Here is a 13,795-nt window from a genome sequence, read left to right as displayed (position 1 = left end):
GTGATGAAGCCATCCGCTCGTTGCCGAAACTCCAGCAATCCACATCGTCCCACCAACGTCCAGACTACGGTGTCGTCTGATTAGGTTGCAGACCCGGAGGGCGGCGCACAGGACGTGCGCCGTTTTTCGATGAGACAGGGATGTCTCATCGAAAAATCCCGGCTTCGCCTCAGACCGCAGGTTTGAATTGGATTTGAAGTGCTTTCTTTGGTTACTTTCTTTGCGCCAAAGAAAGTAACTCGCGCCCCAGCGCGAAAAAGGTGCCAGGCTTTACCTGCACACCATGACTACCGATATCCGAAGCAAACCCCTCACATCGCGACGCCAGAAGTCTCCTCGACCAGCGTCGCCGTCGGACCATCCCCCAACATCTGCTTCCACGCGAAATACATCGCACCCGCAAGAAACGCGACGAACACCCCGTTGCCAAGCGAATTCACGAACAGCATCGCCTTGTCGCCGCCGACCATCCCGGCAAGCGCGCCGAAAATGCCGAGGCCGACGCTGAACGCGATCATCACCACGAAGCCCATGATCAGGAACAGCAGCAACGCCAGCACATTCTGCGTGCAGGCGCGATAGCTCCGCTTCATCGCTTCCACAAGACGTACCTCGGTGAACATCATGTCCGGGACGATGGTGAGCGTGAAGAAAATGGCGCCGATGCCGATCGCGAACACCGCGACGATCCACAGGAACAGACGCCCCAGCGGCAGCTCCTCGATCATGGCGGTCATGAGGTTGGGGTCGATCGCGCCCTTGGTCTGCGCCTCGGTCTGAAGCTTCACCGAGAGTTCCAGCAACTTTTCGACGTTCGCCTCGCCGACGATCACGTACAGCAGCGCCAGGCAGACCAGCAACACGGCGACCTGCGGCAATAGCGTGCTGATCACGCGCCCGGCCCGGCCGGTGCGGATCGCCGCGAGCAGATGCGCCGGGGAGGCTTCGCGGCCTTCGTCGACCTCATGCGCCGCGAAAATCATCCCGGCGATCAGCAGCGGGCCGATGATGAAAAAGATCAGCTGCAGCGCGCCGCCCACGGCGGGCGCGGACTGCATGCTCAGAATGAGCACGAACGACAGGCCCGCATAGACCAGCGCCAGCAGCCCGAAACCCATCGGCGATTTGCGCAGCAGCCGGAACGCGCCGAGCAGCCATTCCGCACCGGCGGCAGCCGGTACCTTGCGAATTTCCATCGTCGTCCTCGTGGTGGGTGTGGATCAGTGGCCGCGCAGTGTAGCGGCGTGGCGCACGAAGCGTCGCAGCACGCCGCGCGCCTGCGGCGTCGGCTTCACGTCCTTCGCCATGCGCCGGTGGCACTGGCCTTCGCGCTGCAGCGCCTCGCGGCGCGCGTGCACGTAGCCGCGCATGTGATCGACGCTGAATTCGGGGTGGAACTGCAGACCCCAGGCGTGATCGCGCCAGCGGAACGCCTGGCAGGCGTCCTGGTCGGACCGGGCCAGCACCGTGGCGCCGGTCGGCGGTCGCAGCACGCTCTGCAGGTGGCTGACCTGGACCGGGAAACGCATCGGCAGCGGGCCGAACAGCGGGTCCTCGCCGGCGTGCGGATGCAGATCCACCGCGACCGTGCCCATTTCGCGTCCCTGCGGGTTGTAGTCGACCTCGCCGCCCAGCGTGTGCGCCAGCAGCTGGTGGCCATAGCAGATGCCCAGTATCGGCATGCCCGCGTCCAGCCGGTCGCGCAGCCAGTCGGCGGTGCGCTCGCTCCAGGGATGGCGGTCGGTGACCATCGAACTGGAGCCGGTCACGATCACCCCGGTCAGCGCTTCGCCCTTCGAGGTGTGGCCCCCGGCCGGCAGCGTCTCGCCCGCCTGGACGTTCACCGTATCGGCCTGGTCCGCCGACAGCCCTGCGGCCACCCGGATCCAGTGCGGGAAACGGCCGTGGCGGCGCAGCGTATCGATCGGCTGCCCGGTTTCGATGATCAGGAAACGACGGTTGGGGTGGCGGGTCATGGCAGCGGATTCTGGGCTGGGCAACGCTGCGGTGCGCCGCAGGTCGGTGGGGAGTGCCGCTTATACTACCCAGTCCCCATACCGCCAGCGCCTTTCCATGCAGGGACCGACCTTCCAAGAGCTCATCCAGCGTCTGAACGCCTATTGGGCGGCCCAGGGCTGCGTGCTGATCCAGCCCCTCGACCTCGAAGTCGGCGCCGGCACCTTCCATCCGGCCACGTTCCTGCGCGCCCTCGGCCCGGAGCCGTGGAACGCGGCCTACGTGCAGCCCAGCCGCCGCCCCACCGACGGCCGCTACGGCGAGAACCCCAACCGCCTGCAGCATTACTACCAGTACCAGGTGGTGATGAAGCCCAATCCCGACAACATCGTCGAGCTGTACTTCGATTCGCTCAAGGCGCTGGGCGTCGATCCGCTGGTGCACGATCTGCGTCTGGTCGAGGACAACTGGGAATCGCCGACCCTCGGCGCCTGGGGTCTCGGCTGGGAAGTGTGGTTGAACGGCATGGAAGTCACCCAGTTCACCTATTTCCAGCAGGCCGGCGGCATCGAGTGCAAACCGGTGCTGGGCGAGATCACCTACGGTCTCGAACGCCTGTGCATGTACCTGCAGAACTGCGACAACGTCTACGACCTGATCTGGACCGTCGGCCCGCAGGGCCCGGTGACCTACGGCGACGTGTTCCTGCAGAACGAGCGCGAACAGAGCGCCTACAACTTCGAGCACGCGAACGTTGAAGAACTGTTCCATCGCTTCGACGCCTGCGAAGCCGAAGCGCTGAAGCTGGTCGAACTCGGCCTGCCGCTGCCGGCCTACGACCAGGTCTGCAAGGCCTCGCATTCGTTCAACCTGCTCGATGCGCGCCGCGCGATTTCGGTGACCGAACGCCAGCGCTACATCCTGCGCGTGCGCAAGCTGGCGCAGGCCGTGGCCGAAAGTTATTTCGCGCAGCGCGAAAAACTCGGGTTTCCCGGCTGTAAGCAGGACAAGGCCGCCGCATGAGCGCGACCTCGACCCCGCCCCCGACCCTGCTCATCGGCATGTTCGACTCGCCGTTCGTGCGTCGCGTCGCGATCAGCATGAGCCTGCTCGATCAGCCGTTCGAGCACCGCGACTGGTCGGTCGGCAAGGATTTCGACCGTATCCGCGAATACAGCCCGCTCGGCCGCGTGCCGGTGCTGGTGCCCGCTGGCGGCGAAGCGCTGACCGAGTCGGCGATGATCCTGGAACACCTCGACGATCTCGTCGGCCCCGAACGCGCGCTGATGCCGCCGCCGGGCGCGCAGCGTCGCGAAGCGCTGCGCATCCTCGCTTTCGCCACCGGCGCGGTGGAAAAAGCGCTGCAGATCGTCGGCGAGCGCGTGTTCCGCCCGGAAGAGAAATGGCATGCGCCCTATCTCGAACGCTGCCGCACCCAGATGCGCGGTGCGCTCGGCGAACTCGACAAGGTCTGCGCCGCCGCTGCGGATCGCGACTGGCTGATCGGTGGCGCGTCCGGCAACGGCCGAATGACCCAGGCCGACATCACCCTCGCGTGCTTCGTCACCTACGCGCACGAAGCCGTGCCCGAACCGCTCGACGCGTATCCGGCGCTGCGCGCACGCGTCGCGCGCTACGAAGCGCTGCCCGTGTTCCGCCGCTATTACGCGCCGTTCTTCCAGCCCAATGCGACCGGAGCGGCAAGCGCATGAATCCGCTGCCCGCGCGCCTGACGCCGGAACTCGCGCAGCGTCTCGGCGAATCGCCGCGGTTCGCGCAGGTGTTCGCGCACGGCAGTCTGGAAGTGGAGATCTACGCGCCGCGCGGTCACGACCCGCAGACGCCGCACACCCGCGACGAGGTCTATGTGGTCGTCGCTGGTCACGGCAGGTTTTTCTGCGATGGCGAGACCCGCGATTTCGCCAGCGGCGAACTGCTGTTCGTTCCGGCCGGCGTCGAACACCGTTTTCTCGATTTCAGCGACGACTTCGTCACCTGGGTGCTGTTCTACGGCCCAGAAATGGAATCCCCACTTCCCCCGGGAGAGGGGTTGGGGTGAGGGTACGGCGCAAGCGGCGCCGCACCCGCACCCCCGTACCCTCATCCGCCCTTCGGGCACCTTCTCCCGCAGGGAGAAGGAAAAGCATAAAAGAGCTGCAACATGAGCGATATGAAACCCCTCCTGATCGAACTCGGCACCGAAGAACTGCCGGTCAAAGCCCTGCCGGGTCTGGCGCAAGCATTCTTCGACGGCATCATCGACGCGCTGCAGAAACGCGGCATCGCCTTCGACCGCACAGGCGCCAAACCGCTGTACACGCCGCGCCGGCTCGCGGTGCTGCTGCCCGGCGTCGCCGTGGAGCAGCCCGAACAGCGCAGCGAAGTGCTGGGCCCGTATCTCAACATCGCGCTGGATGCCGAAGGCAAGCCGACCCGCGCGCTGGAAGGCTTCGCCGCGAAGGCCGGCATCGACTGGACCACGCTGCAGAAGACCACCGACCAGAAGGGCGAGCGCTTCGTGCATCGCGCGGTCACGCCCGGCGCGCGCACTGCAGCGTTGTTTCCCGACATCCTGAAAGAAGCGCTGGCCGCCATGCCCATTCCCAAGCCGATGCGCTGGGGCGATCACGACTACGGTTTCGCCCGCCCCGCGCACTGGCTGGTGCTGCTGCTGGGCGATACGGTCGTCGATGCCGACGTCTTCGGCATCAAAGCGGATCGCATGAGCCGCGGCCATCGTTTCCATCACGAAAAAACCGTGTGGATCGGCACCCCGAACGATTACATCGATGCCCTGCGCGCCGCGAAAGTGCTGGTCGATCCCGAAGAACGCCGCGCCCGCGTCGTCGCCGAAGTGGAAAGCGCCGCGCTGAAAGTCGGCGGCACGCCGCGCATCACCGACGACAACCTCGAACAGGTGCAGTGCCTGGTCGAATGGCCGAAAGCGGTGCTGTGCGCATTCGAGCGCGAATTCCTCGCGGTGCCGCAGGAAGCGCTGATCGCCACGATGGAAGCAAACCAGAAATTCTTTCCGGTGCTGGATTCAGAAGGCAAGCTCACCGAGCACTTCATCGGCATCGCCAATATCGAATCGAAGGACGAAAGCGAAGTCCGCAAAGGCTACGAACGCGTGATCCGTCCGCGCTTCGCCGATGCCAAGTTCTTCTTCGTCGAGGATCTGAAGCAAGGGCTTGCCTCGATGAACGAGGGGCTGAAGACGGTGACGTATCAGGCCAAGCTCGGCAGCGTGTGGGACAAGGTGCAGCGCGTCGCGGCGCTGGCGGAAAGTATTGCCGCAGAAGTGGGTGTCGATCCGCAGTTGGCGCGTCGCGCTGCGGAATTGGAGAAGGCCGATTTGCAGTCGCGTATGGTCAACGAGTTTCCGGAATTGCAGGGGATTGCGGGGCGTTACTACGCCGCTGCTGCGGGTGAGTCGGCGGAAGTGGCTGCAGCCATCGATGAAGCGTATATGCCGCGATTCGCGGGCGATGCGATTGCGCCGAGCAAGTTGGGACAGGTGCTGGCGATTGCGGAGAGGTTGGATACATTGGCGGGTGGGTTCAAGGCAGATCTCAAACCCACTGGCAATAAAGATCCGTTTTCGCTGCGGCGCAATGCATTGGGGTTAGCCAGAACGATAATTGAAAACAACATCGACATTGGGCTGTCCCTCGTTCTGTTCAAGACGTACGAAATTCTCGACACATCAGTTGACGAAATCGAATTCAAGAAAAAAATTGAGACGGCAAACGGGGCTATGGTTGTTCATGCGAGAGGCAAACTCACTCCGAATGTTCGCCCCCAAGAGGTATTCGACTTCATCCTCGACCGCCTCCGCGCCTACTACGCCGATCAAGGCGTCACCCCGCAGCAGTTCGAAGCCGTGGCGGCGCTGATGCGTCCGGTCGCGGCTGAAGCCGCTCCCACAGAAAGCGGTGCGGCACTTGTGGGAGGGGCTTCAGCCACGACTGCCGGAGCCAATCATGCGGGTTCCCTCCTCGACTTCGACCGCCGCCTCAAAGCCATCGGCGAATTCGCCAAACTGCCGGAAGCCGAAGCCCTCGCCGCCGCCAACAAACGCATCCGCAACATCCTGAAGAAAGCCGACATCGCGATTCCGGCCACGGTCGACACCGCGCTGTTCGCCGAAGACGCCGAGCGCGATCTGCACGCGGCGGTGGAGCAGGCCATCGCCGACACCGACGACGTGCTGAAGACCCGCGACTATGTCGCCGTCCTCGGCCGACTCGCGCGCCTGCGCCCGCAGGTCGACACCTTCTTCGAAAAGGTCATGGTCAACGCCGACGACGCAGCCGTACGCAGCAACCGCCTCGCCCTGCTGCAGCGTCTTGCGGATCGTCTGGGCAGCGTCGCTGCGATCGAGCACCTTTCGGTCTGATCGTCCCCTCATCCGGCGCTTCGCGCCACCTTCGTCCGGCCCTCGCGCATAGCGCTCGGGCGTTCATCGGCGCGCGAGCCAATGGCTCGCAAGCACGCCTCTTCACCCCCGCGGTGCGGGGAGAAGGAGAGCAGTAGGCGCTGCGTTTTTTCCTTCTCCCCGTGCATCGTGCGGGGAGAAGGTGCCCGAAGGGCGGATGAGGGGCGGCTCTTCGCGCTTGCGTTGCCGACGACATCCCGGAAATCCGTCGCGCGGATGACATCCCGTGTCCCGCGTTCTGTCATCTCGACCCGATAACGTGACGGCCTCCGAACCACGACGTTGCCATCATGTTGAACCGTTCTTTCTGGCTGTTGCTGGCGACCGCGCTTGTCGGCTTGGGAACTGCGCCATCTGCCATGGCCGGCAAAGACCAACCCTGGGCGGAAATCCGCGTCGCGGGTGTCGCCGATGACGATCTCGGCGAGTACGACGTCATGCTGGTCTCGATCAACGGCGCCATCGATATCGACACCGCCACGCTGTACAAGCTGCCGCCGGGCGCGCAACGCCTGAAGGTCGCAAGTCTGAAGCGCGGCAAGTACGGCGAATTGGCGACCCTGCCGTTCACGCTCGAGATGAAGCCTTGCGTCCGCTACGCACTGATCGCGAACTATGCGGCGCCGGATGCGGTCCGCCCCTGGTCGGTGGAGGTGAAGGGCGAGAGTCCGATCAAGGCCTGCGTCAAGAAATATGGCGGGGATGCCCTGATCACGGCGGACGCTGCGCCCTGATCGCGTCGGATGTGACGCACACCCATTCCGCGCGCAACGGCGCTTGTTAGGATCGACGTCGCCGCGTCGTTGATGCGGCGCTTCGCGCGCCCCGTTGCGGGGAAGCCAACGCCACGGAGATGGCCGCGGAGACAGACTCGACTTTTCAAGGAGAGATACCCATGAAGCGCATTCTTCGGACTGCCGTCGTCGTCAAACTATCGGCCCTGCTGTTGGCGCTGGCCGCGCCCGGCATCGCCTCCGCCGCCACCGACGCCTACATCGACTGTTCGCTGCAGAGCAACGCCTGTTTCGGCGATGCCGCCAGCGATTCGGGCCCGGTCACCTTCATGTACCAGTTCGACTCCAACGGCGTGGACGCGATCTTCCCGGCCGACTGCACCAACCAGAACATCTGCACCTTCTATTGCCTGCGCTATCCCGGGACGATGCCCGCACGACTGCTGGTGTACGACGCCAGTTTCAACGTGCTGGCCACCACCGAATGGGTGACTGCCGTGTGTACGCAGCAGGACATCCTTCTGCCGTAGCAACGTCGAAGCGGCCTCCGCCGCCTCGCACCCGGAAGCACCGGTACCCCCGTGCCGGCGCTTCCGCCCTCTCTTCGATGCATGCTCTTCGACGCATGGCGTTCTGCACGACGGGCGCGACCGATGCGCATCGAGTCCGCCGACATTCACCGAGGGTCCGGCGGCTGCAGGTATCCTGTCTCGATGCCCCCCGCCCCCCGCCCCGCCATCGCCGCAGTGTTGTTGACCTTCTGCGGCGTCGCGCATGCGGCGAAGATCGCCGATGTCCGTATCGATGGTCTCGACGACGCCATGACCGCCAACGTGCGCGCCGCGCTGTCGCTGGAGGACGCCAGGGGAAAGCAGGTGTCGGATGCGCGGCTCGACTACCTGCTGCGCGTGGCCGAGGACGAAACCCGCGAAGCGCTGGAGCCGTTCGGCTACTACTCGCCGGAGATCGCGATCGGCGAAAGCGGCGGCGGTGCCGCGCTCGCCGACGAAGCGCCGGTCAGCGTCACGATTACCGTGCGTGCCGGCGAACCGGTGCGGGTGCGCAGCGCCAGGGTCGCGATCGAAGGCGGCGGCGACGGCGACCGCTATCTGAAGGAAGAACTCGACGCGTTCTCGCCCAGGGTCGGCGATGTCTTCGAGCACGCCCGCTACGAACAGAGCAAGGCCTTCATCACCCGCCGTCTCGCCGAGCGCGGTTATTTCGACGCCGATTTCGCCGCGCGCAGGGTCGAGGTGACGCGCGCGGAGCAGGCGGCCGATATCGATCTGCGCTGGAACAGCGGCGACCGCTACGAGATGGGCGAGATCACGTTCGAGCAGACGCCGCAGCCGGTCATCGCCGCGATGCGCTGCTGCGCGAATTCGTGTACTGGAAAGATGGCGATTACTACCATCAGGGGCGCCTCGACCGGCTGCGCAAATCGCTGGGCGGTCTGGATTATTTCAGCCGCATCGATATCGAACCGCAGCCGGAGAACGCCATCGACGGCCGCGTGCCGGTGAAAGTGCATCTGACCCCGGCCAAGCGCAGCATCTACAGCGCCGGCTTGAGTTACGGTACCGACAGCGGCGCCGGCGTGTCGCTGGGATTGGAGCGGCGCTATCTGAATTCGCGCGGACACAAGGCGCTGGCGCAGCTCGACTACGCCGAAAAGCGCAAGACCCTGACCCTGCAGCACCGCATTCCCGCGTTCGCGTGGCGCGACGGCTGGTACACCACCAGCCTGCAGGCCTACGACGAGCAGACCGAGTACATCGATACCCGCCGCTACGAAGCGGTATTCAGCCGCAGCGGGCAGTACAACCGCGAACTGAATCTGGTCGCTTCCGTACATGCGCTGCGCGAGCGCTGGGCCTACGACTACGACAGCCTGCTGCGGCCGGTCACGCTGTACCGGCAGTCGACCTATCTGTATCCCTCACTCGTCGCCGAATACGTGAAGGCCGACGACCGCATCCAGCCGCGCGACGGCTTCGGCGCCACCGCGACCCTGCGCGGCGGCCTGCAGGGCGCGGGCTCCGATGCGAACTTCCTGCAGCTGCACGTGCGCGGCAGCTGGTTCAAGGGATTGGGCGCACGCAGCCGCCTGATCGTGCGCGGTGAAGTCGGCGCGACCTATACCAATGCACTCGTGGAGATTCCGCCGACGCTGCGTTTCCATGCCGGCGGCGACCGCAGCGTGCGCGGCTACGAGTACCGCGAAATCGGTCCGCGCATTGCGGCAAGCCCCGGACGCAAAGCGTATGCGCTGGGTGCGAAGAACGTGGTCGCCGCGAATGTCGAGTACGAGCAATACCTCAACGACAGCTGGGGCTTCGCCGCGTTCGTCGACGGCGGCAATGCCTTCGATGGCCAGCTCGACCGCTGGCGCAAGGGTGTCGGTCTGGGCCTGCGCTGGAAATCGCCGGTCGGGCCGCTGCGCGTGGATGTCGGGCGCGGTCTCGACGATCCGGATTCGTCGTTCACGCTGCACATCAATCTCGGCGCGGATCTGTGAATCCATGAAGGCGAATCCGCCCGGTCAAAACAGCAGGTCGTTCCCGCGAACGCGGGAACCCAGTGTCTTTGTTGAAGGACGAAAAAGTCGCTGGGTTCCCGCGTTCGCGGGAACGACGGGTGGTGGTTGCGCGAGTGTTTGCGCATGAGCGAACGCCCGTCCACGCCGGAAGAACGCGAAGCGCGCATCGTCGAGCTGCGTACGCGTCGTCGCGCACGCGCGCGCTGGCTGGCGACGCGCAGCCTGCTGTCGATCGTGGTCATGAGCGTGCTCGCGGCGCTGCTGCTGTATTTCCTGTTCAACACCTTGCGCGGACGCGATGTGCTGTTGAACCAGATCGTCGAACGTCTGCCGGAGGGCGACGAGCTGACCTGGTCGCGCGCCGAAGGTCCGGCCTCGGGACCGATGACCCTGCACGATCTGCGCTACGTGCATCGCGGCTGTCCGGACCGAGACGGCGAGCCGGTCGCGTGGCCCGGCTGCAAGACCGCGCTGCTGACCATCTTCACCGCGAAACGCGTCGTGCTCGATCCGATGCTGCAGCCGCTGCTGGGTCGCCGTCTGCGACTCGAAGCCATGAACGTGTCCGGCGCGACGCTGGTGCTGCCCGAGAGCGATGAGCCGTTCGAGCTGCCGCGCTGGCCGGAATCGCTGCCCGCGATCGCGCCGCCGCTGGCGCTGGAAGCCGACGCGATCGAGATCGACGATCTGCGCGTACTGCGCGCGACCGAACCGCAGCCGACATCGATCATCCATCTGCACAAGGTGCGCGGCGGACTGGTCGCCGAAGAGGGCAGCCTGCATCTCGAACGCATCGTCGCCGACAGCGATCGCGGCCGTTTCACCGCGCACGGCGACTACGCACCGCGCGACCGCTATCGCATGCATCTCACCGCGAGCGCGGTGCTGCCGGCTGCGGCGGGACGCACACCGGCCCGCCTGGGTCTGGCCGCGCGCGGCGATCTGCGCAAACTCGATATCGCGCTCGCCGGCAACGCGCCCGCGCCGGTGAAGGCAAGATTGCTGCTGGAAGGCGAAGCGCAGCCGCGCTGGCGTTTCGAGGCGGACAGCACGGCGGTGACGCTCGCCGCGCTGCTCGGCAACGACGACGATTCCGCGTCGTACGCGTTCGATCTGCGCGCCGACGGCGTCGGCGGCCATGCGAACGTGCAGGGCCGCGTCGCGCAGGGCGACGCATCGAAGGAAGAATTCGCGGCGACCGTGCTGCCATCGAAAATTTCGGTCGACGGCCAGGTGTTGTTGCTGTCGCCGCTGTCGCTGGAGTTGCTCGGCGGCACGGTCGCGGCGAACGGTCGCGCCGATTTCAACCATCCCGCCGATGCGCGCTTCGACGGCACCGTGCAGGCGCGCAAACTGCGCTGGCAGGGCGATACCAAGGACGCGGTCGCAGTGGTCGGCGACGGCGATTTCAAGCTGGCCGGCCGTTTGCGCGACTGGACCGCACAGGGCGACGCGACCCTCCTGCGCGGCAAGGAACGCGCGGTGGTCGCGCTGAAAGCGCGCGGCGACGACAAGACCGCGCATGTCGACACGCTGCGCGCAACGATGCCGACCGGGCGTCTCGACGGCAGCGGCCAGCTCTGGTGGCAACCGACGCTGCGCTGGCAGGCCGATGCGCGGCTGGCGGGTTTCGATCCGGGTTATTTCCTGCCCGACTGGCGCGGCGCCGTGAACGGCCGCCTGCGTACGAACGGCGAGACGCGCCGCGACGGCGGACTCGATGTGCGCGTGGAAGCGGACGAACTCGGCGGTCGCCTGCGCGGACGCGCCCTGAGCGGACGCGCGAACGTGCTCGCGCATCTGCCCGCGAATGGAGGCGATGCCGTCGGCGCGAAAAGTACCGACTTCGAGGGCGAGATCGCGCTGGGACTCGGTGGCAGTCGCATCGATGCCAAGGGTCGCGTCGCCGATACGCTGGACGTTGCAGCCAAATTCTCGCCGCTGCAGTTGAACGATCTGCTGCCGACCGGCGAAGGCGTGCTGCGCGGTACGCTCAAACTCACCGGCGCGCGCATGCAGCCGAACATCGATGTCGATCTCTCCGGCCAGTCGCTGCGCTGGGACGATTGGCGCGCGGGATCGCTGCGCGCACGCGGGCGTTTGCCGTGGCGCAGCGGCGCCGAGGGTGCGTTGAGCATCGACGGTGAGAATGTCGACGCCGGGCTCGCGTTCGCGCGTCTGCATCTGGACGCGCGCGGCGCGGTCGAAGCACTGCGCATCGACGGCGATGCCGACACCGGATTCGGCGCGCTGGTGCTTGCCGGCAACGTGGCGAAACGCGGCACGCAGTGGGCGGGCGCGCTGAATGCACTGCGCTTCGCGCCGACCACCGGCCCGGCATGGGCGCTGCAGTCGCCCGCGCGGTTCAGTGCGACGCCGTCGCCGCGCGGGATGCGCCTGCAGATCGCATCCAGTTGCTTCGCGACCGCCGACCGCGCCGGTTCGCTGTGCGCCGATATCGATTGGCCGACGCGCGCCGACGTGCGCGGACAATCGCTGCCGCTGGCGCTGCTCGCACCTTATCTGCCGGAGCGCGACGACCGTCGTGCGTGGCTGCTGCGCGGTACGGTCGATGTGGATGCGCAGGTGCGTCCGCGCGGCGACAGCTGGCAGGGCACCGCGCGCGTGCGCTCCGCCGATGGCGGGCTCGCATTGGATGCGCGCAGCCGTCGCGAAATCCTCGGCTACGCGAATCTGGAGATCGATGCGCGCTTCGACCCGCAGCGGATCGAAGCCGATGTCCGCAGCGCGCTGAAACCGGACGGTCGCGTCGCCGGCACGATCGCCACCGGCTGGGACGACTACGCGCCGCTGCGCGGCGAGATCGAGATCGATACGACCGAACTGACCTGGCTCGAACTGTTCTCGCCGGACATCGTCGATCCGCAGGGCCGCTTGAACGGACGCATCGCGCTGGGCGGCACGCGCGCGCAGCCGACGCTGGGCGGGCAGGCGCAGCTCACGGCGTTCCGCGCCGAAATGCCGGCGCTCGCCTTGAGCCTGCGCGACGGCGAAGCGCGTCTGGACGCGCAGGCCGACGGCACCGCGCGCATCTCCGGCAGCGTCAGCAGCGGCGAGGGCAGGCTGCGGATCGACGGCACGCTGGGCTGGCAAAGCGACGACACGCCGCTGCGGCTCGCGCTGGTCGGCGAGAACGTGCTGATCTCCGACACCCGCGAACTGCGCGCGGTGATCGATCCGAACGTGGTGGTGCGTTACGCCGCAGGCCAGCCGATCGCGGTCGCCGGCAGCGTTCGCGTCGCCAGCGCGAAGATCGATCTGGAAGGACTGGATTCGGGCGTGTCGGCGTCGGAAGACGTGGTGGTGCTGGATCCGGCGAATCCCGAACGCACCGGCAGCACGCCGCTGGATCTGGATCTCGCGCTCACGATGGGCGACGACGTGCGTCTGCACGGTTTCGGCCTCGACGGCACGCTCGGCGGCAGCGTGCGCATGCGCGCGCGCCCGGGCCGCGAAACCGTGGCGACCGGTTCGCTCGATGTCGACGGTCGTTATCGCGCCTACGGACAGAACCTGCAGATCACCCGAGGCCGACTGCTGTGGTCGAACACCGCGTTCGGCGATCCGGTGATCGATATCCGCGCCGAACGCGAAGTGGGCAGCGTCACCGCCGGCATCGATGTGCGCGGTCGCGCCTCCTCGCCGATCGCCGGAGTGTGGAGCGACCCGGCGACCAGCGAATCCGAAGCGCTGGCGTATCTCACCCTCGGCCGTCCGCTGTCCAGCGCCAGCGCCGACGAGAACCGCCAGCTCAGCGCCGCGACCGCCGCGCTGTCGGCCGGCAATCTATTGGCCTCGCAGCTCGGCGCGAAGATCGGCCTGGACGATGCCGGCGTCAGCGAATCGCGCGCGCTCGGCGGTTCCGTGGTCGGCATCGGCAAATACCTGTCGCCGCGCCTGTACGTGAGCTACGGCGTATCGCTGCTCGGCACCGGCCAGGTGATCACGTTGAAGTATCTGTTGCGCAAAGGCTTCGATATCGAAATCGAATCGAGCACGGTGGAGAGCCGCGGCTCGGTGAATTGGCGGAAGGAACGCTAGACAGTCACGGCCTCTGCTGAGGATGGCCTGTTCAGCGCCGCGTTTCCGTTGTCGATAGACATGGCC

At 66.3% G+C, this 13,795-nt stretch carries 9 protein-coding genes and 1 pseudogene; 8 read left to right on the top strand and 2 right to left on the bottom strand.

From position 1 onward, the window contains the following. Window positions 1–311: 311 nt before the first annotated feature. The gene (locus HOP03_06455; GenBank protein ID NOT87805.1) at window positions 312–1,196 is read right to left on the bottom strand and encodes a hypothetical protein; all 885 of its coding nucleotides are present in this window, start codon (window positions 1,194–1,196) and stop codon (window positions 312–314) included. Window positions 1,197–1,220: 24 nt separating this feature from the next. Next, complete coding sequence (locus tag HOP03_06450; GenBank protein ID NOT87804.1) at window positions 1,221–1,976, bottom strand: glutamine amidotransferase; 756 nt, start codon at window positions 1,974–1,976, stop codon at window positions 1,221–1,223. A gap of 97 nt (window positions 1,977–2,073) precedes the next feature. Here HOP03_06450 and glyQ point away from each other — a divergent pair, with 97 nt between their 5' ends. From glyQ to HOP03_06410, 8 genes and pseudogenes are all read left to right on the top strand, one after another. After that, window positions 2,074–2,979 (top strand): glycine--tRNA ligase subunit alpha, encoded by a 906-nt coding sequence (gene glyQ, locus HOP03_06445; GenBank protein ID NOT87803.1) that lies wholly within the window; start codon window positions 2,074–2,076, stop codon window positions 2,977–2,979. After that, on the top strand, window positions 2,976–3,668 hold the full coding sequence (locus HOP03_06440) for a glutathione S-transferase family protein (protein ID NOT87802.1): 693 nt from the start codon (window positions 2,976–2,978) through the stop codon (window positions 3,666–3,668). Before glyQ ends, HOP03_06440 begins: the two co-directional genes overlap by 4 nt. Further along, the gene (locus tag HOP03_06435; GenBank protein ID NOT87801.1) at window positions 3,665–4,015 is read left to right on the top strand and encodes a cupin domain-containing protein; all 351 of its coding nucleotides are present in this window, start codon (window positions 3,665–3,667) and stop codon (window positions 4,013–4,015) included. Before HOP03_06440 ends, HOP03_06435 begins: the two co-directional genes overlap by 4 nt. Before the next feature lie 102 nt (window positions 4,016–4,117). Further along, entirely contained in the window at window positions 4,118–6,355 is a 2,238-nt protein-coding gene (locus HOP03_06430) for a glycine--tRNA ligase subunit beta (protein NOT87800.1), read from the top strand. A 329-nt stretch (window positions 6,356–6,684) separates the two neighbouring features. Beyond that, window positions 6,685–7,128 (top strand): hypothetical protein, encoded by a 444-nt coding sequence (locus HOP03_06425; GenBank protein NOT87799.1) that lies wholly within the window; start codon window positions 6,685–6,687, stop codon window positions 7,126–7,128. Window positions 7,129–7,289: 161 nt separating this feature from the next. Further along, complete coding sequence (locus HOP03_06420) at window positions 7,290–7,658, top strand: hypothetical protein (GenBank protein NOT87798.1); 369 nt, start codon at window positions 7,290–7,292, stop codon at window positions 7,656–7,658. 183 nt (window positions 7,659–7,841) lie between these two features. Then, window positions 7,842–9,646, top strand: a pseudogene (locus HOP03_06415) (outer membrane protein assembly factor). A 144-nt stretch (window positions 9,647–9,790) separates the two neighbouring features. Then, window positions 9,791–13,729, top strand: a complete 3,939-nt coding sequence (locus HOP03_06410; protein ID NOT87797.1) for a translocation/assembly module TamB — start codon at window positions 9,791–9,793, stop codon at window positions 13,727–13,729. Window positions 13,730–13,795 lie beyond the last annotated feature (66 nt).

Source organism: Lysobacter sp., from assembly GCA_013141175.1.
Lineage (GTDB): Bacteria > Pseudomonadota > Gammaproteobacteria > Xanthomonadales > Xanthomonadaceae > Lysobacter_I.
This window is presented reverse-complemented; position numbering and strand designations above follow the sequence as displayed.